Origin of the sequence: Nocardioides panzhihuensis, assembly GCF_013408335.1 — a bacterium.
Classification (GTDB): Bacteria; Actinomycetota; Actinomycetes; order Propionibacteriales; family Nocardioidaceae; genus Nocardioides; species Nocardioides panzhihuensis.
Map to the genome: position 1 here is coordinate 3,780,463 of NZ_JACBZR010000001.1, position 24,081 is coordinate 3,804,543.

The window sequence follows — 24,081 nt, forward strand, 5'->3', positions numbered from 1 at the left end:
GACCATCGGAACCGCCATCTCCTCAGAAAATTCGCTCACGGTGCCGATGACTCATCGGCACCGTGCATTTCCTCCAAGGTTCCGTTGAGTCACCGGAACCGTCTCCGCCTCCGGAATGCGGCGGCGCCTGCGGTGGGGATGATTCATCACCGCCAGGGTCTCCCCCGGTGCTGATGAATCATCAGCATCGAAGCTTCGCCCGACATCGCCACGGTGCAGGTCAGTTCCCGTCACCGTGCGGTCGTGTTGAATCAACACCACCGGATCCCGCTTCACCGTTGCCGTCGAGGCCCACACAGACGTGCGTGACCCACGGACCGGAGCCACGCGGAGATCGAACATACCTTCGACGATGCGCCTCCTCGACAGGTTTGTCAACGATCAGATCCAGGCCCGTTCATGACCGTCAGCGTTCGTCGACAACCGTCACCCCAGCCCGGGCGTCGGCACGGCGCCAGGGCAGCCCGAGACCTGGTCAGGCTGCGTCGCTGCCGCCGGCAGCGGCTTCGTCCTCGTCGTCGGGGCCGTCGATCTCGTCGAGGATGTCGTCCTCGTAGGCCGATCCGGGCTGAGCCAGCAGGGTGCCGTCGGGATCCTGCGGACGCAGCGAGCGCTCGAGGAGGCTGGCGGTGCCGAAGTCGATGCTCTGGTCGGGCTCGATGTAGTAGCCCTCGGTGATCGCCTTGGAGGTGTGGCCGAGGTGGGTCGCGGCGACGTCGACCCCGAGACCGCGGGCGAGGACGGTGGCGCCGGTGCGGCGATACCAGCGCGGCGAGATCTCGGTGTCCTCCAGACCGGCGAGGATCTTGAACTCGCGGAAGGTACGCCGCACATTGTGCAGCCGCAGCGGCTTGTTGGTGCGCGTACGGAAGATCGTGACCTCGGCCTGGGCGGGAGTCATGTACATCAGCCGGTTCCGGAGCACCTCGGCTGCGAAGTCGGGCACCGGCAGGTCCCGGAATGACGCATGGGTCTTGGGGTGGTCCTGCCGGAAGGTGCCCTTGCCCTTCACCGTGGTGATCGTGCCGCAGACGTGGGCGACCATGCCGCGTCTCGTCTCGGTGATGTCGACCGGCCGCAGCGCGAGCGCCTCGCCAGGGCGCATCGAGGTGCCGAGCAGCACCTCGAGGAGATCCTTGACCTGGTCGTCAGGCTTGGGCCCCTTCACCTCAGGGCCGGTACGCCACCGGGCCGCGGCCGCGCGCAGCGCCTGGACCTGCTCCAGGGTCAGCGCCTGGATCTGGCTCTTCGGCTTGGTCAACGGTGAAGTGCCGTCGACCGGGTTGCGGCTGATCGCGTCATGGCGCAGCGCGAACCCGAAGAGCTGATTGAGCAACGTACGGGAGTGCTTGGCGCGGGAGTAGGAGACCGTCCGTTCGGACTTGAGGAAGAACTCGACTCGGCCGGTGGTGATCTCTCCGAGGGTGTAGTTCTCGAAGAACGGGCGCACATGCAGGCGCAGGTCGTCGCGGTAGTTGTCCTTGGTGTTGTCCACGATGTCGCGCAGCTCCAGGTCGGCCAGCCACAGCTCGCACAGATCCGGGAACGGGCTGGAGGCCGACAGCAGTCCGCCGGCCCCATAGCCGGTCCGGTTGGCGATACGGAGCTTGAGCTCGGCCTCGGCCGCGCGAGTGGAGTCACCGGTAGCGACCACGCGGCGCAGCTGGCCGTCGAGATCGCGGACCCGGGTGCGGGCGCGGAATCGGCCCGTGCCCATCGGCTTGGTGTGGATCCGCCCGAACGTTCCGATCGGTGTCCGCGGACGCCCGAAGCCCATCACGACCGCCTCCCCGACCCACCGCGCCCCTCGGGATAGGGCAGGTCGAGCAGCAGCGCCCACTGATCGCCGGCGAGCTCTTGGCTCGGCTGGTCATCCGTCGACGAGCCCGGGACCGGATCGTCCGCTGGTCCCCGCCGCGACGTCGCGCCGCCAGCAGACTCGGGCGGCACCTCAACCGCCCGCAGGACGGGCGAGAGTGCCGGCGGTGCAGCGGCGGATGCTGACGCAGAGTCGGCGGCGGCCGGGTTGGAGTCCTCGGACTCCAGCTGCCGCAGCCAGGCGTCGACCTCGCTGACCCGGAAGTGCAGGCATCGGCCGACCTTGAACCCGCGCGGGCCGCGGCCCTTGTTGCGCAGGTCGTAGAGCGCCTGGACGGAGACGCCGAGGTGCTCGGCGATCTGGGTCAGCGTCAGGACCGGCTCGATCGAGCCGGTCGTCGTCTCGACCGGGCTCGTCTGGACGGTCGCGGCAGCGATGGAGGTGGTGTTGGCGTGAGTGTTCATGCCAGTCAGGTGCGCGAGCCCAACCAGAGCGGATCGAGACGTGTCGAGACACGCGCTGAGACTCGATCCGCGGGCAGCGTACGCTCCCGACTTTATGGCCACTAAATGGCTACAGGCCATGTTCGGCTCCTATTGCTAGGACTCGAACATGGCCTGTGACCAGGTGTTTTGGTGGAGGTGAGGGGACTCGAACCCCTGACCCTCTGCATGCCATGCAGATGCGCTACCAGCTGCGCCACACCCCCGTGGCGTTGTCCCGGTCGATCACCCCGGGCAACGAGAAGAACATTAGCGGAATCGCTTCTCGATCACGAAATCGGGGTCCCCATTCCGTACGTCGCGAGTCGCCATGGCGCTGACGGGATGAGTCCATGAGTGGACTCTCGGGCGGTGAGCTCGATCCAGGCGCAGTTCGTCAGCGGGGCGAGGGTGGTGACGACGGACGGATCCCAGCCGAGGAACGCGGCCAGACCCTGGCGGATGGCGCCGCCGTGGGCGACGACCACGACGGTCTCGCCGGGCTCGACGGTCTCGGCCACGTCGTGGAGCGCGGCACTGAAGCGCGCCGCCACGGTGGGCCACGACTCCCCGCCGTAGGGCTCCCAGCTGGCCGGCATCTCACCGAAGCGCTCGTGGATCTGGGCCCGGTTCATCCCCTCGGCCTCCCCCGCGCAGACCTCACGCAAACGAGGGTCGTACGCAGCCTCCCGACCGGTCTCCTCGGCGACGTAGCCCGCGGTCTGGCGCGCCCGCATCAGGTCGGAGGAGACGAGTCGGGTCACGGCGTACGTCGTCGCGAGCGTACGAGCGGCGGCCTTGGCCTGCTGATGGCCGGTCTCGGCCAGCTCGATGTCGGTCTGGCCCTGGTAGCGACCGTCGGCGTTCCAGCCGGTGACGCCGTGGCGGAGCAGGATGAGACGACGGGGCTCCAGATGCCCGGCGGGTCTGAACGAAGTGGCCCCGCTCACCGGACCCTCAGTCCTCGGAGAGGACGTCGGCGGGCAGCGAGATGGCGGGGCAGTCGCGCCAGAGTCGCTCGAGGGCGTAGAACTGGCGCTCTTCCTCGTGCTGGACGTGCACGACGATCTCGCCGTAGTCGAGCAGCACCCAGCGCCCCTCCTTGTGACCCTCGCGCCGCAGCGGCTTCGAGCCGAGGTCGCGAAGCTTGAGCTCGACCTCGTCGACGATCGACTGCACCTGCCGCTCGTTGGGGGCGGAGGCCAGCAGGAAGGTGTCGGTGATCGCCAGCTGGTCGCTGACGTCGAAGGCGAGGATGTGTCCGGCCTTCTTCTCCGAGGCCGCGCGGGCGGCCGTGATGGTGAGCTCGAGAGCGTGCTCGGTCGCGGTCATGGGCCATCCTTGTAATGGGAAGTCTTGAGGTGGGGTGTCTTGGGTCGGTAGAGGTCGTGCTTGCCGATGTACTGCACCACGCCGTCGGGGACGAGATACCAGACCGGCTCGCCCCGGTGACGCCGCTCGCGGCAGTCGGACGAGGAGATCGCCAGTGCCGGGATCTCGAGCATGGTGATGCGGTCCGCGGGGATCTTCGAGATGACCTCGGGATCCATCGTGTAGCCAGGGCGTGTGCACCCCACGAACTGAGCGAGCTCGAAGAGCTCGTCGGTGTCGCGCCAGGTGAAGATCTCGGCGAGCGCGTCGGCCCCGGTGATGAAGTAGAGATCGGCCTCGGGCAGCACCTTGGCGAGATCGCGCAGCGTGTCGATGGTGAAGGTCCGACCGGCGCGTTCGATGTCGACCCGGCTGACGGTGAAGCGCGGGTTGGCGGCGGTCGCGATGACCGTCATCAGGTAGCGGTGCTCGGCCGGGGAGACGTCCCGGTCGGCCTTCTGCCACGGGTCGCCGGTGGGCACGAAGACGACCTCGTCGAGGTCGAAGAACGACTGCACCTCGGAGGCGGCCACCAGGTGGCCGTGATGGATGGGATCGAAGGTGCCGCCCATCACCCCGACACGGCGCTTGCCGGGCAGGCCTTCCAGACCTGGCTCGGGCGCTCCCCCGCTGCCCATCTGATCAGCGCTCAGGAGTGCTCACGGCCACCGGCGAACCAGACCAGAGCCATCAGCGCGAAGGCCAGGATGGCCAGGGTCAGGCCACCGATGACCCACTCGATGCCAGAGGTGCCGTGCTCGGCCCCGTGCTCAGCGGAGGTGATGATGCTCGACAGAACGGAGTTCGACATGACGCACAGATTACCTTGTGACCGCTCGTGTAGCCGCTTCGGACTAGCGTACGTGTCCCTCGCCGGTGACGATGTACTTCGTCGAGGTCATCTCGGGCAGGCCCATCGGGCCCCGAGCGTGCAGCTTCTGGGTCGAGATCCCGATCTCCGCACCGAAGCCGAACTCGCCGCCGTCGGTGAACCGTGTCGAGGCGTTGACCATGACCGCCGCGGAGTCGACCGCGGCGGTGAACCGCCGGGCGGCGCCCAGATCGTCGGTGACGATCGCCTCGGTGTGACCGCTCGACCAGCGTCGGATGTGCTGGACGGCAGCATCGAGGGAAGGTACGACGGCGGCACTGATCTTCAGCTCCAGGAACTCGGCCGCGTAGTCCTCGTCGGTGACCGGCTCGACCAGGTCATAGGCCTGGAAGGCCTCGTCTCCGTGGATCTGAACGCCACGCTCCTGGAGCGCGGGGATCACCTTGGGCAGGAACTCCTCGGCGATGTCGGCGTGCACGAGCAGCGACTCGGCGGAGTTGCACACGCTGGTGCGCTGGGTCTTGGAGTTGATGACGATCGCGAGCGCCTTGTCGAGATCGGCGGCCTTGTCGACATAGACGTGCACGTTGCCCACCCCGGTCTCGATGACCGGCACGGTGGACTCCTCGACGACGCTGCGGATCAGGCCGGCGCCACCGCGCGGGATGAGCACGTCGGCCAGCCCACGGGCACGCATCAGGGCCTTGACCGAGTCGTGGCCCTCCCCGGGCACGACCTGGATCACGTCGGCCGGGAGGCCGACGGAGACCACGGCGTCGCGGAGCACGGCGACGATCGCCACGTTGCTGGCCGCGATGTTGGAGGAACCACGCAGCAGCGCCGCGTTGCCGGACTTGAGGCAGATCCCGGCCGCGTCCACGGTGACGTTGGGGCGTGCCTCGTAGATCATCCCGACGACACCGAAGGGGACTCGCACCTGGCGCAGCTCGAGGCCGTTGGCGAGGGTGCTGCCGCGGACGACATCTCCGACCGGATCCGGCAGTGCGGCGAGGTCGCGGAGCGCGGTGGCGATGCCGTCGAGGCGCTCCTGGGTCAGGGTGAGGCGGTCGACGATGTTGGCCGGGCTGCCGGACGCCTCGGCACGGGCCACGTCGGCCGCATTGGCCGCCAGCACCTCGTCGGCCCGGTCGAGCAGGGCATCGGCCATCGCGTGCAGCGCCGCGTCCTTCACGCTGCGCGGCGCGACCGCGAGCTCGTAGCTCGCCGCTCGTGCCTTCGCCGCCACCTCACGGATCACTGCCTCTGCGCTCATGCCGCCGCCTCCGTAGGGCAGATCGAAGAATACGGAACCGGCGGCCTGAGGCCCGTTGCCGCTCGCTGACGCTCGCTCATGATGGAAACCCTATGCCGTCGGCCGTACGCAGCCACCACCCTTTCGCCGTGCGGACCGCACGGGCAGGGTCAGTCCTCGCCGCCCAGCCCCAACAGCGCGCCCAGCCCCTCGAGCGGACCGCGGGGGCGCTCGGAGGGTTTTGCCGTCGCCATCGGCTCACCGCTCGCCGATGCGGAGGGCCTCGGCTTCCGCGGCGGCTTCGCCGGCTTCGACTCGTCGGGCTCGCCCACCGGTCGGGCTCGTGGCGAGACCTCGAGCCGTTCCTGCTTCCCGGCCGGACTCGCCGCGGCCGATGCGCTCGCCGCGGGCTCCGACTCGGTCATCGCCGGATAGTCAACCGGTGGCTGGTGGGACCTCCTGACGAACGCGATCCCCGACATCGCACCGGCGAAGAGCGCCGACAGCACCAGCGCCGAGATCCAGGGCGTCCAGCCGCGCCACCAACCTCCGGCGGGGCCTCGCGCCCCGTCGAGCTCACTCGCTCCCACAACCATCCCCCAGGCTGCGCCGGCACCGTCCGGCGCGCTCCGAATCCTAGCCGCGAACCGAGCCCTCTGGGGCGATGTGGACATCACCGGATCGCGCGATCTCGAGCAGGAGGTCGTGCGCCCGCGCGGCGACCGGGTTGTCGGTACGCCGCGCGCCGAGCTCCACCAGCGCGACCAGGTCCGCGGAGCGCGCCAGGTCGAGGGCGTCCATGGTGCTGCCACCGCGCGCCGAGACGTAGCCCTCCAGCACTCCCGCGACGTAAGCCTCCTGCCGGTCGAACCGCAGCAGATTGCCGAGATCGGCGTACGGGGATCCGGCATGGGCGAACTCCCAGTCGACGACCGCACGCACGCTCAGCGTCTCCGGATCGAGGATGAGGTTCTTCGGGTTGAGGTCGCTGTGCACCAGGCTCACCCTGGCGACCGTGTCGAGCAGGAGCTGGGCGTCGGCGGCCGCGTCGCGCAGACCCTCCAGGACGTCAGGTGACCAGTCGAGTCGATCCGCATACGACTCGACCCAGTCGGTCAGGTCCAACGCGTGCGCCTCGACCCGCAGCTCCTTGTCGGCGAAGGTCCCGGCAGTCAGGAACGGCATCCCGGCGAGGGTCGCCGCGATCTCCCCGAGTCCGCGTCCGAGCCTGCGCTGCTGCTCCTCGTCCAGGTCAGGAACCAGCAGGTCGCCGCGTACGCCTTCGACGAACTCGGTCACCAGCAGCGCGGGCGTGCCCACGTCGGGGTCGGCGCGGCGTACCTCCAAGACCTTCGGGACCGGGAGGAGGCCCCGCACCAGACGGTGCAGGGCCTCTTGGATCTCCGCGGCCTGCGGGGGATGGCGCGGGTCGGCGAAGACCCGCACGACCGACCGCTCACCACCGGCCTCCGCCAGGAACGTCTCTCCCGACCAGCCGCCGTCGAGCGGCCGGATGCCTCCATCGAGTTCACCGAAGCTCACCCTTGGAGGCTAACCGGTCAGGCGCAGGGCCGACGCTTCGGCTGGCTGTAGACCTTGTGGGTCGCGTTCGAGCTGTTCCACATCCTGTTGAACCGGTCGGTGTAGGCGTTGTAGTAGCTCTTCGAGGTGAACCGGAAGGTGACCTCGTCGTTGCTGAACGACGGCGGCGACCAGTTCTCCGAACCGGTCCAGACGCTGTTCGTGCCCCGGCCCGCGAAGGCGCCGTTGACGCTCATCCACTTGTAGTGGGAGTAGCAGCGCGAGCCATAGACGATGGCGTCACCGCTCGTGGACTTCTTCTGGCCCCAGTCCCAGGCAGCGTCGCGCACCGGGATGCCGACGCGCTTGAGCTTGCGGTAGACGATGTCACTGGTCACCGAGCCGATCACCCGGACCACGCAGCCGCGCTTCTTCAGCCGGACGACCTCGTCGGCGATGCGCTCGCCACGGCGGCTGTACCACGCGTACATGTGGATCCGCAGGATCGTCTTGCCCTTGGTGCCGTAGCCGCTGGGCGCGCGGCAACCGACCTGGCGCAGCCGGTCGATCACCCGGTCGCCGGTGCCGCGGGCGTAGACCTCGTCGCTGGTCGCCCCGGGGCGGGTGCGCTGGAACCCGACAGAGGTCCCGCCACCGGACCACGAGACGTAGCGCGGCGAGGCCTTCCGGTCGGCCTTGAGCTCGTTGAACATCCGCAGCCAGGTCCGCCACAGGCTGTCGCCGGCGTAGATCGTCTGGGCGTCGTTCCACTGGGAGCCGGCCGCGCCGCCACCGAGGTTGCCGGAGCTGTTGATCATGATGTTGCGCTTGGAGCCGACCTGGGTGAACGAGTGGATCTTGATGTGCAGGTTGCCCTTGTCGTATCCACGGCAGGCACCGGCGCATCCGTAGATGAAGCTCGGCCGGTGGCGCTTGGTGCCGAGGCGCGCGGCCAGCTTCTTCTCGCCGCTGCTCCACATCTTCCGGTTGACCAGGATCTGCACGTGAACACCACGCTTGTGGGCGGCGATCAGATGGTCGACGGTGTCGGCGCGGTCCAGGTTGTAGGTGACGAACCGGATGTAGGAGCCACGCACCGAGTGCCGGATGCTGGTGTTGATCCGGCTGACGACGGCGTTGCGCTGCGCCGAGCTGCCTGTCGGATTGTTGAAGAACGGGCCCGCGGGCGGCGACCAGGGCGCCGCTGTCGCTGGTGTCGAGACCACCGACATCGTCGCCATGACCAGCGCCGCGACACATCCCGCCACAGCCGAGGCGATCGATATCTTTCGGGTCGTCTTCGACCTCAGCAAATTGACCCACATGGGCCCGGACTATACCCAGCGACGTATGGCCCGCGCGACAATTCGCCGAACCCGACACCAAACAGAAAGGAACCCGCCTCCGAGCGGGGGCTCGGAGGCGGGTTTTCAGGACGTACGTCCCGGGTCGAACGGGTCGACTCGTCAGCCCTTGGCGGCCTTCACCGCGTCGGTGACGGCCGGGAGGACGGTGTGCAGGTCGCCCACCACGCCGAAGTCTACGAGCTCGAAGATCGGGGCCTCCTCGTCCTTGTTGACCGCGACGATGGTCTTCGAGGTCTGCATGCCGGCACGGTGCTGGATCGCACCGGAGATCCCGTTGGCCACGTAGAGCTGCGGGGAGACGGTCTTGCCGGTCTGGCCGACCTGGAAGGTGTGCGGCATCCAGCCGGAGTCGACCGCGGCACGCGAGGCGCCGACGGCGGCACCGAGCGCGTCGGCGAGACCCTCGACGGCGGAGAAGTCGCCGCCGGTGCCACGACCACCGGAGACCACGATCGCGGCCTCGGTGAGCTCGGGGCGACCCGAGGCCTTACGCGGCTGGGAGGCCACGATCTGGGCGGTCTTGGCGGCGTCGGAGATGGTCACCTCGAACGGGGTGACCGCGGCGGCGCCGGCCTTCTCGACCGGAGCGGCCGAGTTGGGCTTGACCGTGATGATCGGGGTGCCCTTGGTGACCTTGCCCTTGACCGTGAAGTTGCCGGCGAAGACCGACTGGGTCGCCACACCGGACTCGTCGAGGTCGACGGCGTCGGTGATCAGACCGGAGTCGAGCTTGATCGCCAGACGTCCGGCGACCTCCTTGTTCTCCGCGGAGGAGGGCAGCAGGATCGCGGCCGGGGAGGCGGAACCGGCCAGCTGCGCGAGCGCTTCGGCCTTCGGCGCCACCAGGTAGCCCTTGATCTGGGCGTCGTCGATGACGTAGACCTTCTCGGCGCCGTAGCCCTTGACGGCCTCCGCGGCACCAGCGGCGCCGCCGGCGTCACCGATGTAGACCGCGGACGGCTCGCCGAGCTTGGCGGCCAGGGTGAGCAGCTCGTAGGTCGGCTTCTTGACCTGACCACCTACGTGGTCGATGAGAACGAGAACTTCAGCCATGATTCAGAATCCTTTCTCGGCCTCAGATGAACTTCTTGGACGCGAGGAACTCGGCCAGCGCCTTGGCGCCCGAGCCGTCCTCGTCGGTGACGATCTCACCGGCGGTACGCGGCGGGCGGGCCGCCGTCTCCTCGACCGCGGTGTACGCGGCACCGAGCCCCACCTGACCGGCGTCGACGCCGAGGTCGGCCAGCGACCAGGTCTCCAGCGGCTTCTTCTTGGCCGCCATGATCCCCTTGAACGACGGGTAGCGGGCCTCGCCCGACTGGTCGGTCACCGAGAGGACCAGCGGCAGCGTGCCGCCGATGACCTCGGTGGCGACATCGCCGTCACGCTTGATGCGGATCTGGTCGCCCTGGGTCTCGACGACCGAGGCCAGCGTGACCTGCGGCAGACCCAGACGCTCGGCGAGCATCGCCGGGACGACGCTCATGCTGGCGTCGGTCGAGGCCAGGCCGCCGACCACCAGGTCGACCGGACCGAGCTTCTCGATCGCCTTGGCCAGCACCAGCGAGGTGGCGATGGAGTCGGAGCCGGCGATCGCGTCGTCGACGACGTGGACACCCTTGTCGGCGCCCATCTGCAGCGCCTTGCGCACAGCAGCCTCGGCGGCCTGGGGGCCCACGGTCAGCGCGGTGACGGTGATCTCCTCACCGTCGCGCTTCTCCTTGATCTGCAACGACTGCTCGACCGCGTACTCATCGAGCTCGGAGAGCAGACCATCGACGTTCACGCGGTCGACGGTGAAGTCGTCCTCGAACTGCCGGTCCGCGGTCGCGTCCGGTACGTACTTCACAAGCACAACAATGTTCATGATGGTGCGGCCTTGCCGGCCCCTCCTGAATGGTCGTAGTTCGCCAGCGATGTTACCGGTCAGTCACATAGGACGACAGGTGCCTTCGAGTTGAGAATGTCACATGGGGTCAGGGCCGGATGAAACCAGCCACGATCCGGCCGACGATCAGCCAGGCCAGCGCACCGATGCCCCAGTTGAAGAGCGCGTTCTTGGTGGCTGCGTCCTCACCGCCGAACTGCTTGATGCCGTTCTCACGCGAGAACAGGCCGAGATCGGCCACGTCTGCCGCGTCGAGCACGAAGGCGACGAGCGTGTTGCTCTGGTTGGCGTCGAGCGCGATCAGCAGGGCGCCGATCGCCAGCGCCAGAGCGGCGATCAGTGCGATCACCCAGATCGCCCTGGAGGCGTAGGACCGGATGGTCTTCACCACGCCCGGACCGGAGGAGGTCTTGGTGTCGGACACGAGAGTCACTTCCCTTCGAAGTTGGCTTTGCCCGGACCGTTCTCGAGAAACGATCCCATCCCGATCTGGGAGTCCTGCGTCGCGAACACGCCGGCGAACTGCTGCTGCTCGATGGCCAGCCCGGTGGCGAGGTCCACCCCGAGCCCCTTGTCGATCGCCGTCTTCGCCGCCGCCAGAGCGTACGGGGCCGCCGTCTTGAACTGGCTCGCCCACGCGAGCGCCTCCTCGTATACCGAGGCCGCCGGCACCAGCCGGTCGGCCAAGCCGATAGCAAGCGCCTCGTCTGCCTTGACGAAGCGCCCCGAGAAGATCAGATCCTTGGCCTTGGACGGCCCGACCAGTCGGGCCAGCCGCTGGGTGCCCCCGGCACCGGGGATGATGCCCAGCAGCACCTCCGGCTGACCGAAGGTGGCGTCATCGGCGGCGATCCGGAGGTCGGCCGCGAGCGCCAGCTCGCAGCCCCCGCCCAGCGCATAGCCGGTCACCGCGGCCACCACCGGCTTGGGGATCTCCGCGACCGCCGTCACCGCGGCCTGCACACCCGCGACCCGCTTGGCCATCTCGGAATAGGAGAGGCCGGCCATCTCCTTGACGTCGTTACCGGCGGCGAACAGCCTCTCCCCGCCATAGACGACCACCGCGCGTACGTCGTCGTCGCCCGCCGCCTGGATCGCGACCTCGAGCAGCTCGTCCTGCACCTGGAAGCTGATCGCGTTCATCTTGGGCCGGTCGAGCCGGATCGTGCCTACACCGTCCTCGACGCTGAGGTTGACGAAGTCACCCATGGTGATGCTCCCTTGTCTGTGAGGCTTGTCTGTCAGGTCCGTCTGTGAAGGCGGTTACATGTGTCCGGAACACTATCTGGTGGCTTCCCGGCGTCGCGCCCCTATCCGTTGCACAGGCGTTACATGTGCGGCGTAACCAATTTCAGTAAAGTGACGTTGGCCACATATGACCGAAATTCGTTCCAGTCGCGCTCGCGTAGGCCTCGGTGCAGCGCTGAGCATCGCCCTCGGCGCGTTCGTGCTGGCGACGCCGGTCTCGGGTGCCGCGCTCTCCACTACGGATGACACTGCCAACACCAGGTCCGACGCAGCTCGCTCAGGCGGGCTGCTCGGTCACGAGGCCGATGCAGGCCTGGACGTACGCGACCGCGTACTGCCCACCTCGACCCAGAAGTCCGCTGCCGAGGCTCTGGACGCGGTCGACATCCGCTGGAACGATCATGGGACTCCGACCTCGCTGATCACGGCCGACGGCGTGCTGGCCCCGGTCAGCTCCTCGGACCCGGTGACCGCCGCCCGAGACTTCATCGACGACAACGCGGCGGTCTTCGGGCTCTCCGCGGCTCAGCTGGACGACCTGGAGCTGGTCAGCGACCAGAAGCTGGCCGCCGGAGGTGGCCATGCGGTGCTCTTCCGCCAGACGTACGGCAGCCTGTCCGCCGCCACCGAAGGCCTGGTCACCGTCGGGGTCGCCGACGGCAACATCGCCTACGTCTCCTCCTCCCTGTCGAAGGTGACCGGCACCCCGGCGAAGGCGGAGCTCACCCCGACCGAGGCGTGGTTGAAGGCAGCGGCCTCGGCCGGACGCCCGATCACCGGCTCGAAGGTCGGCGAGATCGTCACCACCGCGGCAGCGAAGCCAACCGACTGGACGAAGCTGACGGTTCCCGGCCTGGCGACCGATCAGCTGGTGCGGCTGCGGGCCTTCCCGGTCCCCGGCGAGGGCGTACGCCCCGTCTTCCAGGCCACCGTCGTCGACTCCGCCGCCGCGACCCTGCTGGGGCAGACGGTGCTGGTCGATGCGGTCACGGGTGAGGTGCTCCTGCGTCACGACAACGTCGACCACGAGAACGAGGTCGAGGGACCGTTCACCGGCACCGCGCTCGACGCCTGCGGGCCCAAGCACCCCTTCGAGATCGCCGACGACAAGACCCGCACCCTGGCCGCGGTCGCCGTCGGGCTGCCGACCGACGACTTCACCGTGAAGCTCTTCGCCCCCGACGGAAAGCTGCTCGTCGAGGGTGACCTGCTCTTCAACCCTGAGGCCGCGACCTACACCGCCGACAAGATCGACCCCGGGACGTACTCCGTCCAGGTCTGTCCCTTCGACGACTCGCTCCTCGTCGGCAGCTACACCGTCACCGTCGCGTCCTCCGATGCCGGCGCGGAAACCGGTGAGCTGCCGGGCAGCAACCCAGGCTGGTCCTACTTCCCCGGCATCCCGGACATCGCCTCGACCGGCGGCGACGCGGTCCCCACCAACGACGTGATCGCCTGCTGGACCAAGGTCGCCGACTGCACCGGCCCGGAGCTGAAGAGCCTGGCCAACGCCGGCCCGTGGGACACGCTGCTGAACACGACCGTCGGGGTGCCGTCGCTGACGACCATCGGCAACAACGCCAACACCCACGAAGGCTGGCTCTCGCCGCTCGCCGCTGGTGGGCTCGAGCAGGCGCCGGTCTCGCCGGTGCGCGACTACACGGGCAAGTTCACCGACGCCTGGAACAACTCCAAGTGCTCGCCCACGACCCTGGTCCCCGGCGGCAACGACGTGAACTACGTGGTCGGCAACCTGTTCGCCAGCCACAACCGGATGCACGACTGGTCCTACTTCCTCGGCTTCACCGAGGAGAACTACAACCTGCAGACCGACAACCTCGGCCGTGGCGGACGTGGGCTCGACGCCGAGGTCGGCAACGCGCAGGCCGCTGCGCTCGACTCGCAGGTCATCGAGCAGAGCGGGCTGCTGACCGGCCGCAACAACGCCAACCAGCTGACCCTGATGGACGGCGTGCCGGGCGTCACCAACCAATACCTCTTCCAGCCCGCCGCCGGCGCGTTCTACGCACCCTGCACCGACGGCTCGCTGGACTTCGGGATCGTGGGCCACGAATACACCCACGCCATCTCGAACCGGATGGTCGGCGGCCCCGACGACGGGCTCACCTCGGAGCAGGGCGGCGCGATGGGCGAGTCCTGGAGCGACCTGGCCGCAGGCGAGAACATGTTTGCCCACGACCTCGACAACGGCGGCAGCCCGTGGGCCGTCGGCGCCTACGCCACCGGCAACACCGACGTCGCCATCCGCGACTTCGCGATCGACAAGAACCCCCTCAACTTCTCCGACTACGGGTTCGACTCCACCGGACCCGAGGTCCACGCCGACGGCGAGATCTGGAACGGCACGATGTGGTCGGTGCGGCAGGCGCTGGTCGACAAGTACAACGCCACCCACCCCTACGCCGACAAGGCCCTGCAGCGGCGCTGTTCGGTTGGCACCACGTCGGCCTCGCCGCTGGCGCCCGACCACTGCCCCGGCAACCGCCGCTGGATCCAGCTGGTCTTCGACTCGTTCCTGCTCCAGCAGGGTGCGACGTCGATGCTGGATGCCCGCGACGCGTTCCTGGCCGCCGACCAGATGCGTTTCGGCGGCGCCAACCGGCAGGTGATCGCTGACGCGTTCGCGCGCCGCGGCATGGGTCAGTACGCCACCACGACCGCCGACGACCACGAGCCGACCCCGAGCTTCGCCTCGCCGGCCTCGCGCAACACCAAGGTCACCTTCAGCGCGCCCGCCGGCACACCCGGCAAGGTGTACGTCGGCCGGTTCGAGGCTCGGGCCACGCCCATCGCCGACACACTGGTCGACACCGCGATGGGGTCGGTCGCCCACTTCGTCCCTGGGACGTACGAGTTCCTCTACGTCGCCAAGACCGGAGGCGCCCAGCGCAAGACCGTCACCATCTCCCCCTCGGAGACGAGCAAGACGGTCTCGTTCGCGGGGAGCACCAACCTCGCCGCGGCCGCCAAGGGGGCCACGGTGATCGCCTCGACCGAGGGCTCGCGCAACCCGGACGCGTTGCTCGACGGCACCGAGAGCACCAACTGGGGCGGCGTGACCGAGGGCAACGTGGACGCGACCACGCCGTCGGTCGCCATCGACCTGGCCGGCGGAACTCACACCGTCACCAGGGTGAACGTGAGCGCCTACCTCTCCCCCGCCACCGAGACGGACGCCGACTCAGGCTCCCGTTTCACCGCCCTGCGGAAGTTCGCGCTCGAGGCCTGCGTCTCGGCCTGTGGCACCAGCGGCGCGACCTGGAAGCGCTTCTACACCTCGAGCGACGACGCCTTCCCCGGCAAGCGCCCGAGGCCAGTCGCACCCAACCTCAACCTGCGTACCTTCGACGTCCCCGACACCGCCGCGGCCGCGGTACGTCTGGTGGCACTGGAGAACCAGTGCACGGGCTACGAGGGCTACGCCGGCGAGCAGGACGCCGACCCCCTCACCACCACCGACTGCAAGACCGGCTCCGACCGCGGCACCATCGTTCACGCCGCCGAGCTGCAGGTCTTCGGAAAGTGATCCGAGCCCAGTGATCCGAGGGTCTCGGTGTCCCGCCAGCCGCGGGGCACCGAGACTCTGCGGTCTTGGCCGGGCCGAGGCTGTAGCCGTGGAGACGGTCGGGCGAGACTCCCCGCTCCGCCGGATCCTGTCCCCGGCGCGGGGATCAGTCGATCGCCGCAGCGACAGCCTCGATCTCGACCAGCTGATCGTCATAGCCCACGACCGTGACTCCCATCAGGGTGCTGGGAACGTCATGGTCACCGTACGCATCGCGAACGACCGCCCACATCACTGACCTCGGCAGACCGGATGAGACGGACAGCGTTGACCACCCCGCGATCCCGTCACGCGCGCACATCGAGCACGTCCTGATCGCGTCGGGTGAACCGGATCCGTCCATCCGGTAGGCGTTCATAGTCGTAGTTCGGGTCGTGGATCCGGCGATGATCGCTGGAACACAACAAGACCATGTTGGCCAGATTCGTAAGCCCGCCTTGAGACCAGGGTTTCAGATGATGGGCCTCGGTCCAGGCCGCGGGGGCATCGCAGTCTTCGGCCTGGCAGCACTTGTCCCGTAGCCGGAGTGCTCGGTGTTGGACTGGGGGCGCGAGGCGGGTGGTTCGGCCGAAGTCGAAGATCTCGGAGTCTGTGCCGAGGACGACGGGGATGAGGTCGGCGTTGCAGGCCATCCGGCGGGCCTCGGCGGCGGTGATCTTGTCGCCGTCGAACCCCAACGCCGCGGTGCCGAGGTCGTTGCGGAGGTCTTCGACGTTCATGGTGATGAAGACCGTGGTCGCGTGGCCACCATGGCGGGGGAGCTGGTCGACGTCGTAGGTCTCGACGACCCGGGCGAAGGCCTGGCCCAGCAGCCGGTCATAGGGGGGCCTTACGGCCCCGGTCCTCGACAGAGAGCTTCCTCGGCTGGGCCAGGGAGTCCAAGAGGGTGCGCAGCCTCATCCCGACCGCGTAGGAGACCCGGGCGTGGATATCGACCGTCCCGTCGCCGTTGGCGCGGGATTGAAAGAAGGTGCGCCGCTGGGCTTGTTCTTCCTCGCGCTGCAGGGCTTTGGCTTCGGCGGCCTCGAACCGTTCGGGGTCGACCTCGACCAGGATCCGCTTCCCGATGTTCTTGAGGTCGTCAGCGGTCAGCCGGGTGGCGTAATCGACCAACAGCTTCTCCGCGTAGGCCAGATCCTCGCGACTGGCAGTCGGGTCGGCCTCGACCGCCTCGAGGGCCTTGGTGATCACCCTCGCCTTGTCCTGGGACACCACGCCCTCAGCGAGGCCGGCGGCAGCGAGCTCATACTTCGCGAGCGCCGCGGCGAATTTCACCTCAGCACGGCCGATCTTCTTGTCGACCAGCAACTCGGTCAGCATCCACCCCGAGACGTCTTTCGCGCCGGTCTCTTCGGCGATGTCACCGGCAGCAGCGAGGATCCGGAGCTTCAGCGCGGCCTGTTTGGCCTGGATGATCTCCAGGCGCTTCAGCCGGTCTTTCTTTTGGCTGGTGCGCCAGTAGGCCGGGTCCCTGGCGAGAAGGTTGTCGAGGGAGGACTCCAGGGCAGCGAGCTCTGCGTCGATCGGGTCCACAGGGTTGGTGCCCCAGTGGTTGATCTCGGGTTCGAGACTCATCGCGGCCGCCCTCCTCTCCGGCGTGTAGAGGCGTGTCGTGATGGGTCTGATTCTACTCGTTTCGACCGTTCTATTCTACTTATATTAGCAGGTCAAGCCTTGTTTTCGCGGTGAGCGAACGACCTCATACTTGTGGATGGTAAGTGGCCCGAAGGGCCACCCTCCCACCCCACGAACAGCACCGTTCCGAAGCGAGACTTCGCTGCGCCACACCCGGGCCGCCGCCCCGATAGCCAGCCAAATCTTCTCTCGACGGATCCCGGTGTCCAGGACCGCGAAGCGGCCGGCGAAGCCGGCGGCCGTAGGCCGTCCTTGACTCCGGGGTTCGTCGAGAAGACCCTCGAAGTCGGGTCGGCGGCCCTGTCCGGCCTTTGGGTGGGACGATCCGGCAGGGAACCGTGTTGGTCTCGACACGCCTCCGCCTAGCGGCTCCGGCGGCTCGACCAGCGGAGGTCGGGGTCTCGACCAGCGGAGGTCGGGGTCTCGACCAGCGGAGGCCGGGCTCTCGACCAGCAAGGATGGGATCTCGACACGCCCCCACCAAGCCGCTCCAACGGCTCGACCAGCAACGCCGCCCCTCACCCCCGATCGAACGACGCCAACGCAACCCCAGCAATCCCAGCAGCAACAAGCGCAGTCCCAGCAAGCACCCAGAAGAGCCCGTCGTACCCACCCATCACAACAGCGATCCCAGCCCCGACAGCCGGAGCGAGCGCACCCGCGACCCCCGCCGGCGCGGAGTAGACCCCGTTGAGCGCGGCGTACCTCTCCGGACCCCACACGTCGCTGACGACGGTCGCGGAGATGAGCGTGTAGAGCCCGCGGGCGGTCCCGGTGAGGATCGCGACGAAGATCATCACCCAGCCGACCACAGGCAGCAACGGAAGCAGCGCCACCGAGGCCGAGAACCAGAGCACTCCCCCGAGCATCCGGGCCCGGACGCCGAAGCGTCGCGCCAGCAGCGGGTAGAACGCCCGCCCCGCGACCTGGCCGGCGCCACTGAGTCCGAGCGCCCAGGCGGCGGTGGTCGGGCTCAGCCCATGCTCGACGAGGAACGGCACCAGGTGGACGATCGAGGCGAACACGGCCATCGTGACCAGCGTGCCCGCGAGCGTGAGCAGTACGAACCGACGGCTCCGCAGCACCTCCCGGTCCCGCACCGGTCGATCGTCGCCAGAAGCCGTCGGCTTCCAGCCGAGATCGAGCACCACGACGCTCGGGACGAACGTCAGCACGACGAAGACACCGGCCAGGATCACGTACGTCCACCGCCACTCCACCCAGCCCGCCAGCGCGTCGGTGAGCGGCGCGAAGATCGTCGAGGCGAACCCGCCCGCGAGGGTGAGCGTCGTGATCGCATCCACCCGCCGCGTACCGAACCAGTGCGTCAGCGCCGCGAAGGCCGGCGGATAGAAGGTGCCGGCGGTCGAGAGCCCGACCAGCAGCCAGCCCAGCGCGAAGATCCAGTACGAAGGCGCAGCAGCGACCACGAGCAGCGCGACAGTCCCCAGCAGGCTGGCCCCAGCCATCACCCACCGCGGCCCGTAGCGCTGGATGACCCGTCCGACGGGGATGCCCGCCACGGCTCCGAGAAGCGTGCCGGCGGAGAACGCGGCGGTGATCGCGGCCGCCGACCAGCCGGTGGAGTCGATGATCCGCGGCTGCAGGACGGTGAAGGCGTAGTAGAGGACGCCGTACGCCACCGTGACGGTCACGCAGAGCGAGACCAGCACCGCACGCAGCTGCCGAGCCTCGACCCGCTGCTCCACTCCCACACCTCCCCAGCACGTACGTCCGTCACGCTCGTGCACGCACCGTGTCGGCACCGGGGTCAGCGTTCCAGATGGACCTCTCCCGCGACGCCGCCGAGCTTGGCCGGATTGCGGACGTAGTAGAGCCCGGTGACCATACCGTCCTCGACGTGCAGGGTGACGACGCCGTCGACCTCCTCGCCGAAGTAGACCAGCATCCCCGGCGATCTGTTCACACTGGTCAGCTCGAACCTGGGGATGCCGTACTTCGTCGCCAGCCCCGTGAAGAACCGCAGCACCTTGTCGGCGCCGTGGATCGGGTTGCGGGCGGCCTGCACCACACCGCCCCCGTCGGAGAAGAGCACGACATCGGGTGCGAGCACGTCCAGCAGCGACTGCAGGTCGCCACCGGTCGCGGCGTCGCGGAACCGCTCCAGGGCGCGACGCGCCTCGGTGGCCGAGACCGCCTCGCGCGGCCGCCGCTCGGCGACGTGGTCGCGGGCCCGATGAGCGATCTGCCGCACCGCGGCCGGCGACTTGTCGACCGCCGCGGCGATCTCGTCGTAGCCCAGCGCGAAGACCTCGCGAAGGACGAAGACCGCCCGCTCGGTCGGCGAGAGGGTCTCCAGGACCAGCAGTACGGCGGTCGAGAGCGAGTCGGCGAGCTCGGCGTCCTCGGCGACGTCGGGGGCGGTCAACAGCGGCTCCGGCAGCCACGGACCGACGTACGTCTCCTTGCGGCGCGACAGCGTCCGGATGCGGTTGAGGGCGAGCCGGGTGGTGATCCGCACCAGGTAGGCGCGCTGGTCGCGCACCTCCTCCAGCGGGACATCGGCCCAGCGCAACCACGTCTCCTGGAGCACGTCCTCGGCGTCGGCGGCCGAACCGAGCATCTCGTAGGCCACCGTGAAGAGCAGGTTGCGGTGGGCGACGAAGGCCTCCGTCGCGGCGTCGTCGCTCGCCCCGTCGGACTCGATCATGCCGCCGGCTCCGTAGTGCAGAGCAAAGAATACGGACCCAGCGGCCTGAGGCCGATCGTCGCTCGCTTGCGCTCGCTCATGCCTGCGACCCTACCGGCGCGGGCGCCAGCGGGATCTCGCAGACGTCGGAGTAGCCCTGGCTCTGCAGCCCAGCGGCGGAGTTGAACCGCGATCGCATGTTCTCCAGCGCGATCATCTGGGTCAGCTCCACCATCGCCTCGGCGCCCAGCTCGGCCAGCAGGGCGGCGACCATCTCGTCGGTGACCGTCATCGGCGTGGTCGTCATCGCCTCGGCGTACTCGATGACCTTCCTCTCGGTCTCGTCGAAGACGTCGGAGGTCCGCCACACCTGTACCTGGCTGATCTTCTCGAGATCGAGGTTCTCGTTGCCGGCGAGGTAGTAGCCGAAGTCCAGGCACCAGCTGCACCCGATCGTGCTCGCCGCGGCCATCTCGGCCAGCGACTTGTACGTCGGGTCGAGCGCCTTCCACTTCCCCGCTCTCGTCTCGAACCCCATCACCGCGCGCAGCACCGGCTTGTGGTGGAACAGGACGTAGCCGACGTCGGGGACCTCGCCGTACATCTTCCTGCTCACCCGCCGCACCACGGCGCCGTAGAGACCGGTCAGATCTGCCTTCGGGATCCTGAACGTACTGGGCATCGTCGCCCTCCTCTTTCTGGGTCGAGCATCTCGTCCCCATCCAGACACCGACAACCGTCAGGCTGTGACAACACGGCTCGCTAGGGTGGTCGCGTGAGCGAGCGCCAGCGAGGGACCCAACAAAAACTCACGCGACCATGTCCGTACTCTGGCGCTTGCGCTACGGAGGTGGTCGCGTGAGCGAGCCAGAGACGACGACGGTGGCGGAGGGCGTTGCCCGGATCGAGTGGGCCGCGGGCGAGTCCGTCGATGTCGTACGCCGCGAGGTGGCCGCCGCGCTGCTCACCCACCATCGGGTGGAGGCGCTGATCGACCCGGTCGACCCTGCTGAACAGCGCACCGCGACCTGGTCGGGTCTCCACCGTGAGGGCCTGCTCCGGGGTGTGTCGGGCGGCGAGGACCGGATGATCTACGCCCGGGTGGCGAGCGATGCGCCGGTGGAGGCCCCCGAGGGCTTCCGGGCGCTGCTCAACTCGTTCCTTCCGCGCAAGCGCGCGATCGGGCAGATGCTGGTGCGCGACCCCGAGGACCGGGTCCTGATGTGCCAGCTGACCTACAAGAAGGACTGGGACCTGCCCGGCGGGATCGTGGAGGTCGGCGAGTCGCCGAAGCTGGCGACCACCCGCGAGATCGAGGAGGAGCTCGCCCTCCTGATCCCCGCCGGCGACCTGCTCCTCACCGACTGGCTGCCGCCCTGGGGCGGCTGGGACGACGCCATCTGCCTCGTCTTCGACGGCGGCATCCGTCCTTCCTCGATCATCGAGCAGGCCACCCTCCAGCCGCGCGAGATCCGCTCAGTGGCGTTCTGCACCCTCGACGAGGTCCGCGACCGGGCCGCCGACTTCACCGCCCGCCGGGTCGAGGCCGCTCTCGCCGCGCTGCGGGGCGGCCGCGGCTACACCGAGTCGGGGCGGGCGTAGCACTCCCTGCGCAACGAGCGCGCCGAGCACCAGGAGCGCACCACCGGCGAGCTCGCCGCCGCTCGGCACCTCCCCGAGCAGCAGCCACGCGGAGCCGATCGCAACCGGGGGCACCAGCAGGATCCACGGGACCACCGACGACGCCGGATGCTTCGCCAGCAGCGAGTTGAAGATCCCGTAGCCGACGAACGAGGCGAGCACCACGGTGTAGCCCGTCGAGACGAGTGCCTCCCAGCCGAACGCCGCCACCCCCTCACGTACGCCGCCGGGCCCGTCGATCACCAGCGAGAGCGCCAGCAGCGGGAGCGGCACGACCAGCGCGGACCAGACCGTCAGCGAGAGCCCACCGGAGACCTTGGCCGCGCGGGAGATCACGTTGCCGATCGCCCAGGACAGCGCGGCGAGCAGGCACAGCAGGAGCGCCACGACAGGCACGTGCCCACCCCGGCCCAACGCCACGACGACCAGCCCGAGGGCGCCGGCGAGGACCCCGACCGTCTGCAGCCGGCTCGGCCGCTCGCGCAGCACGCCGGCCGCGATGACGATGGTGAGCACGACCTGCGCCTGGAGTACGAGCCCGGCAAGGCCGGGCGGCATCCCGGCGGCCATGCTGGTGTAGAGCAGGCCGAACTGGCCCAGGCTCATGAAGACCCCCACCGCGGCGATCACCCGCCACGGCGCCTTCGGACGCGGCAGCAGGAAGACCGCCGGGAACGCGACCAGGACGAAGCGCACGGCGAGCAGCAACAGCGGCGGCACCGACTGCCCGTCGCGCTCCTCGAGGCCCCAGTCGATGACGACGAAGTTGAAACCCCACAGCACGGCGACGAGGACGGCGAGCAACGAGTCACGACGATTCACTCCACCAGGATGAAGGCAACGATCATGAAGCACCAGCGAATGATTCTTCATCCGACGACGTAGCATGGCTTCATGATCGATCTTGCCGCCGTGGTCGCCCTCCGCGCCGTCGACACCCACGGGTCGGTGGTCGCGGCCGCCGAGGCCCTCGGCTTCACCCCCAGTGCCGTGTCCCAGCAGGTCAAGCGGCTCGAGCGGCAGGTGGGCGTGCCGCTCTTGGAGCGGATCGGGCGCGGCGTGACGCTCACCCATGCCGGGCGGCATCTGGTCGAGGAGGGGTCGCGGCTGCTCGCCGACATGGAGTCGCTGGAGTCAGGGCTGCACGAGCAGGCCACGACCGTGGCCGGCCGGCTGCGACTGACCGCCTTCTCGACCGCGATGCGCGGGCTGATCGCGCCGGTCGCCGGCGCGCTCCGCACCGCGCACCCCGAGCTCGTCCTCACCCTCTCCGAGCGGGAGCCGTGGGACACCGTCGGGCTGGTCGCCACCGGCCACAGCGAGATCGGCGTGGTGCACTCCTGGGGCGACGTACCTCTCTCCATCCCGGACCATCTCGTCACCACCGAGCTCCACCGCGACATCGCCGACGTGATCGCCCATCGCGACCATCCGCTGGCCCAGCTCGCCAAAGTGACGCCGCACGACCTCGTCGCCGAGGACTGGATCGCGACGCCCGAGGGCACGATCTGCCGGCAGTGGCTGAACCGGATGTACGCCGGGACCGGTCACCTGCCCCGGATCGCGCACGTCTCGATGGAGTTCGACAGCCACCTGGCGTTGGTACGAGCCGGCCTCGGGATCGCGCTCGTCCCCCGCCTCGGACGGGCAGTGCTGGGCGAGGACCTGGTCGCCGTACGTGTCGTCGACCCGGTCCCCACCCGCGAGATCCTCGCGTTGCACCGGCGCACGATGGCCGCCTCTCCGGCGGTCACCGCGGTGCTCTCGGCCTTGGCCGCTCAGCCGGCCACGCCGGCTCAGAACAGCGCGGAAGCCAGCGACTGACGACCCTTGAGCACTCGCTCGTCGTCGTTGCCGACGGCGGCGAAGAGGCCCAGCAGGTGCTCGCGCGCCTGGTTGCGCTCGTCCTCGGACGTACGCCGCACCAGCTCGATCAGCCGGATGAAGGCGTCCTCGACGTGGCCGCCGAGCAGGTCCAGGTCGGCGACCAGGGTCTGCGCGTCGACGTCGTCGGGCGCGGCCGCTGCCGCCGCACGGGCCGCGTTGAGGTCGACGCCCTGCGTACGCTGCAGGACCTTGGCCATCGCCAGTCCGGCGACAGCCTCGGAGTCAGCGGGGTTGGAGGCGATCAGCTTCTCGTACTCGACCACCGCCGCGTCGATGTCTCCGCGCTCCAGCGCGTCCTGCGCGGGGGCGTAGCGCGGGTCCATCGCCGGCTCGGCGCCCTCCTCGGTCGCCGCGGCGCCACCGAGGGCGTTGGGCTTGTGCCGCCCGCCGATCCCCTGGGTGGTGAGCTGCTGCCCGAGCTGCTGGAAGACCGTACGCAGCTCCTCGAGGTTGAGCGCACCCAGGATCGGCTGGGTGACCGGTCGGCCGTCGAGCAGGATGTAGAGCAGCGGCACCTGGGGCACCTGCAGCGCCTGCGCGATCTGCGGGTTCTTGTCGATGTCGACCAGGCCGACGAGGAACCGGCCGTCGTACTCCTCCACGACCGCCGAGACGTCGCCCGCATAGGTGACGCTCTCGGGGGCACGGGAGGCCGAGTAGAAGACCAGGACGACCGGAGCGGTCATCGAAGCCTCGAGAACCGACTGGAAGAGCTGCTCGTCGACCTCGACGGTATAGGAGCCGACGCTGCGCCCCTGGGCGGGAGCCGCATCGGCCGGACCGCCGAACGAGGCGTCCTGTGCGGGAGTGGTGCTGGCGAGTCCGGAGAGGTCGACGGCTCCGGGGCGGGAGAACGGCTGCTGCGTCATGCGTCAATCCTATGAGCAGGCGCCAGCGGGGCA

General features: G+C 68.9%; 24 protein-coding genes, 1 tRNA gene and 1 pseudogene. 3 read left to right on the plus strand and 23 right to left on the minus strand.

The genetic code is table 11. The features are described from left to right. Positions 1 to 475: 475 nt before the first annotated feature. From BJ988_RS17885 to BJ988_RS17955, 15 genes are all read right to left on the minus strand, one after another. Positions 476 to 1,777: a tyrosine-type recombinase/integrase gene (locus tag BJ988_RS17885; protein ID WP_179659245.1), complete on the minus strand. Its 1,302-nt coding sequence runs from the start codon at positions 1,775 to 1,777 to the stop codon at positions 476 to 478. Then, positions 1,777 to 2,283, minus strand: a complete 507-nt coding sequence (locus BJ988_RS17890; RefSeq protein WP_179659247.1) for a helix-turn-helix transcriptional regulator — start codon at positions 2,281 to 2,283, stop codon at positions 1,777 to 1,779. Before BJ988_RS17890 ends, BJ988_RS17885 begins: the two co-directional genes overlap by 1 nt. Before the next feature lie 169 nt (positions 2,284 to 2,452). Then, a tRNA-Ala gene (locus BJ988_RS17895) sits at positions 2,453 to 2,528 on the minus strand. A gap of 63 nt (positions 2,529 to 2,591) precedes the next feature. Next, positions 2,592 to 3,251, minus strand: coding sequence for a histidine phosphatase family protein (locus tag BJ988_RS17900; protein ID WP_179659249.1), 660 nt, complete (start codon positions 3,249 to 3,251; stop codon positions 2,592 to 2,594). Positions 3,252 to 3,258: 7 nt separating this feature from the next. Next, a complete protein-coding gene (gene rsfS / locus BJ988_RS17905) occupies positions 3,259 to 3,633 on the minus strand; it encodes a ribosome silencing factor (protein ID WP_179659250.1) in 375 nt (124 codons plus the stop codon). Then, positions 3,630 to 4,310, minus strand: a complete 681-nt coding sequence (gene nadD / locus BJ988_RS17910) for a nicotinate-nucleotide adenylyltransferase (protein ID WP_179659252.1) — start codon at positions 4,308 to 4,310, stop codon at positions 3,630 to 3,632. Before nadD ends, rsfS begins: the two co-directional genes overlap by 4 nt. A gap of 11 nt (positions 4,311 to 4,321) precedes the next feature. After that, complete coding sequence (locus BJ988_RS17915) at positions 4,322 to 4,483, minus strand: hypothetical protein (protein WP_179659253.1); 162 nt, start codon at positions 4,481 to 4,483, stop codon at positions 4,322 to 4,324. Between the two features lie 43 nt (positions 4,484 to 4,526). Continuing rightward, a complete protein-coding gene (locus tag BJ988_RS17920) occupies positions 4,527 to 5,777 on the minus strand; it encodes a glutamate-5-semialdehyde dehydrogenase (protein WP_179659254.1) in 1,251 nt (416 codons plus the stop codon). A 149-nt stretch (positions 5,778 to 5,926) separates the two neighbouring features. Then, a complete protein-coding gene (locus tag BJ988_RS17925; protein ID WP_179659256.1) occupies positions 5,927 to 6,346 on the minus strand; it encodes a hypothetical protein in 420 nt (139 codons plus the stop codon). A 46-nt stretch (positions 6,347 to 6,392) separates the two neighbouring features. Next, complete coding sequence (locus BJ988_RS17930) at positions 6,393 to 7,298, minus strand: phosphotransferase (RefSeq protein WP_179659257.1); 906 nt, start codon at positions 7,296 to 7,298, stop codon at positions 6,393 to 6,395. Between the two features lie 17 nt (positions 7,299 to 7,315). After that, positions 7,316 to 8,602 carry a phospholipase D-like domain-containing protein gene (locus tag BJ988_RS17935; RefSeq protein WP_179659258.1) on the minus strand — a complete coding sequence of 429 codons (1,287 nt, stop codon included), beginning with the start codon at positions 8,600 to 8,602 and terminating at the stop codon, positions 7,316 to 7,318. 141 nt (positions 8,603 to 8,743) lie between these two features. Further along, positions 8,744 to 9,697 (minus strand): electron transfer flavoprotein subunit alpha/FixB family protein, encoded by a 954-nt coding sequence (locus tag BJ988_RS17940; RefSeq protein ID WP_179659259.1) that lies wholly within the window; start codon positions 9,695 to 9,697, stop codon positions 8,744 to 8,746. A 22-nt stretch (positions 9,698 to 9,719) separates the two neighbouring features. Further along, a complete protein-coding gene (locus BJ988_RS17945) occupies positions 9,720 to 10,493 on the minus strand; it encodes an electron transfer flavoprotein subunit beta/FixA family protein (protein ID WP_425490881.1) in 774 nt (257 codons plus the stop codon). A gap of 127 nt (positions 10,494 to 10,620) precedes the next feature. Continuing rightward, positions 10,621 to 10,956 carry a hypothetical protein gene (locus BJ988_RS17950; protein WP_179659262.1) on the minus strand — a complete coding sequence of 112 codons (336 nt, stop codon included), beginning with the start codon at positions 10,954 to 10,956 and terminating at the stop codon, positions 10,621 to 10,623. A 5-nt stretch (positions 10,957 to 10,961) separates the two neighbouring features. Beyond that, on the minus strand, positions 10,962 to 11,741 hold the full coding sequence (locus BJ988_RS17955; RefSeq protein WP_179659264.1) for an enoyl-CoA hydratase/isomerase family protein: 780 nt from the start codon (positions 11,739 to 11,741) through the stop codon (positions 10,962 to 10,964). A gap of 166 nt (positions 11,742 to 11,907) precedes the next feature. Between BJ988_RS17955 and BJ988_RS17960 the strand changes: the two genes are divergently transcribed. Beyond that, complete coding sequence (locus BJ988_RS17960) at positions 11,908 to 15,327, plus strand: M36 family metallopeptidase (RefSeq protein WP_179659265.1); 3,420 nt, start codon at positions 11,908 to 11,910, stop codon at positions 15,325 to 15,327. 145 nt (positions 15,328 to 15,472) lie between these two features. Here BJ988_RS17960 and BJ988_RS31030 read toward each other — a convergent pair whose 3' ends face one another. The 6 genes from BJ988_RS31030 to BJ988_RS17985 all read right to left on the minus strand — a co-directional run bounded on the left by BJ988_RS31030 (position 15,473) and on the right by BJ988_RS17985 (position 20,333). After that, positions 15,473 to 15,598 (minus strand): hypothetical protein, encoded by a 126-nt coding sequence (locus BJ988_RS31030; protein ID WP_281365484.1) that lies wholly within the window; start codon positions 15,596 to 15,598, stop codon positions 15,473 to 15,475. A 55-nt stretch (positions 15,599 to 15,653) separates the two neighbouring features. Beyond that, a complete protein-coding gene (locus BJ988_RS31035; protein ID WP_281365485.1) occupies positions 15,654 to 16,085 on the minus strand; it encodes an HNH endonuclease signature motif containing protein in 432 nt (143 codons plus the stop codon). Between the two features lie 97 nt (positions 16,086 to 16,182). Then, positions 16,183 to 16,941, minus strand: coding sequence for a DUF222 domain-containing protein (locus BJ988_RS17970; protein WP_281365486.1), 759 nt, complete (start codon positions 16,939 to 16,941; stop codon positions 16,183 to 16,185). 578 nt (positions 16,942 to 17,519) lie between these two features. After that, positions 17,520 to 18,710: an MFS transporter gene (locus tag BJ988_RS17975; RefSeq protein WP_218860949.1), complete on the minus strand. Its 1,191-nt coding sequence runs from the start codon at positions 18,708 to 18,710 to the stop codon at positions 17,520 to 17,522. Positions 18,711 to 18,772: 62 nt separating this feature from the next. Continuing rightward, the gene (locus tag BJ988_RS17980; RefSeq protein WP_179659267.1) at positions 18,773 to 19,672 is read right to left on the minus strand and encodes an RNA polymerase sigma-70 factor; all 900 of its coding nucleotides are present in this window, start codon (positions 19,670 to 19,672) and stop codon (positions 18,773 to 18,775) included. Positions 19,673 to 19,748: 76 nt separating this feature from the next. Then, the gene (locus BJ988_RS17985; RefSeq protein ID WP_179659268.1) at positions 19,749 to 20,333 is read right to left on the minus strand and encodes a carboxymuconolactone decarboxylase family protein; all 585 of its coding nucleotides are present in this window, start codon (positions 20,331 to 20,333) and stop codon (positions 19,749 to 19,751) included. Positions 20,334 to 20,509: 176 nt separating this feature from the next. Between BJ988_RS17985 and BJ988_RS31405 the strand changes: the two genes are divergently transcribed. Further along, positions 20,510 to 21,253 (plus strand): NUDIX domain-containing protein, encoded by a 744-nt coding sequence (locus BJ988_RS31405; protein WP_343051669.1) that lies wholly within the window; start codon positions 20,510 to 20,512, stop codon positions 21,251 to 21,253. A gap of 72 nt (positions 21,254 to 21,325) precedes the next feature. Here BJ988_RS31405 and BJ988_RS17995 read toward each other — a convergent pair. Next, positions 21,326 to 22,180: pseudogene (locus BJ988_RS17995) on the minus strand (EamA family transporter); the annotation flags it as partial. Between the two features lie 6 nt (positions 22,181 to 22,186). Here BJ988_RS17995 and BJ988_RS18000 point away from each other — a divergent pair. Then, entirely contained in the window at positions 22,187 to 23,116 is a 930-nt protein-coding gene (locus BJ988_RS18000; protein WP_179659271.1) for a LysR family transcriptional regulator, read from the plus strand. Here BJ988_RS18000 and BJ988_RS18005 read toward each other — a convergent pair. Beyond that, entirely contained in the window at positions 23,089 to 24,048 is a 960-nt protein-coding gene (locus BJ988_RS18005) for a co-chaperone YbbN (RefSeq protein ID WP_179659273.1), read from the minus strand. The two genes, BJ988_RS18000 and BJ988_RS18005, sit on opposite strands and share 28 nt — an antisense overlap. Positions 24,049 to 24,081 lie beyond the last annotated feature (33 nt).

Bases quoted from the DNA above. Each gene is read 5' to 3' on its own strand.
- BJ988_RS18000 (WP_179659271.1), top strand. From the start codon at position 22,187: ATGATCGATCTTGCCGCCGTGGTCGCCCTCCGCGCCGTCGACACCCAC.
- BJ988_RS31035 (WP_281365485.1), bottom strand. From the start codon at position 16,085: ATGAACGTCGAAGACCTCCGCAACGACCTCGGCACCGCGGCGTTGGGG.
- BJ988_RS17970 (WP_281365486.1), bottom strand. From the start codon at position 16,941: ATGAGTCTCGAACCCGAGATCAACCACTGGGGCACCAACCCTGTGGAC.
- BJ988_RS17935 (WP_179659258.1), bottom strand. From the start codon at position 8,602: ATGTGGGTCAATTTGCTGAGGTCGAAGACGACCCGAAAGATATCGATC.
- BJ988_RS17985 (WP_179659268.1), bottom strand. From the start codon at position 20,333: ATGCCCAGTACGTTCAGGATCCCGAAGGCAGATCTGACCGGTCTCTAC.
- BJ988_RS18005 (WP_179659273.1), bottom strand. From the start codon at position 24,048: ATGACGCAGCAGCCGTTCTCCCGCCCCGGAGCCGTCGACCTCTCCGGA.
- nadD (WP_179659252.1), bottom strand. From the start codon at position 4,310: ATGGGCAGCGGGGGAGCGCCCGAGCCAGGTCTGGAAGGCCTGCCCGGC.
- BJ988_RS17955 (WP_179659264.1), bottom strand. From the start codon at position 11,741: ATGGGTGACTTCGTCAACCTCAGCGTCGAGGACGGTGTAGGCACGATC.
- BJ988_RS31030 (WP_281365484.1), bottom strand. From the start codon at position 15,598: ATGTGGGCGGTCGTTCGCGATGCGTACGGTGACCATGACGTTCCCAGC.
- BJ988_RS17915 (WP_179659253.1), bottom strand. From the start codon at position 4,483: ATGTCGAACTCCGTTCTGTCGAGCATCATCACCTCCGCTGAGCACGGG.
- BJ988_RS17980 (WP_179659267.1), bottom strand. From the start codon at position 19,672: ATGATCGAGTCCGACGGGGCGAGCGACGACGCCGCGACGGAGGCCTTC.
- BJ988_RS17940 (WP_179659259.1), bottom strand. From the start codon at position 9,697: ATGGCTGAAGTTCTCGTTCTCATCGACCACGTAGGTGGTCAGGTCAAG.
- BJ988_RS17960 (WP_179659265.1), top strand. From the start codon at position 11,908: ATGACCGAAATTCGTTCCAGTCGCGCTCGCGTAGGCCTCGGTGCAGCG.
- BJ988_RS17890 (WP_179659247.1), bottom strand. From the start codon at position 2,283: ATGAACACTCACGCCAACACCACCTCCATCGCTGCCGCGACCGTCCAG.
- BJ988_RS17885 (WP_179659245.1), bottom strand. From the start codon at position 1,777: ATGGGCTTCGGGCGTCCGCGGACACCGATCGGAACGTTCGGGCGGATC.
- BJ988_RS17920 (WP_179659254.1), bottom strand. From the start codon at position 5,777: ATGAGCGCAGAGGCAGTGATCCGTGAGGTGGCGGCGAAGGCACGAGCG.
- rsfS (WP_179659250.1), bottom strand. From the start codon at position 3,633: ATGACCGCGACCGAGCACGCTCTCGAGCTCACCATCACGGCCGCCCGC.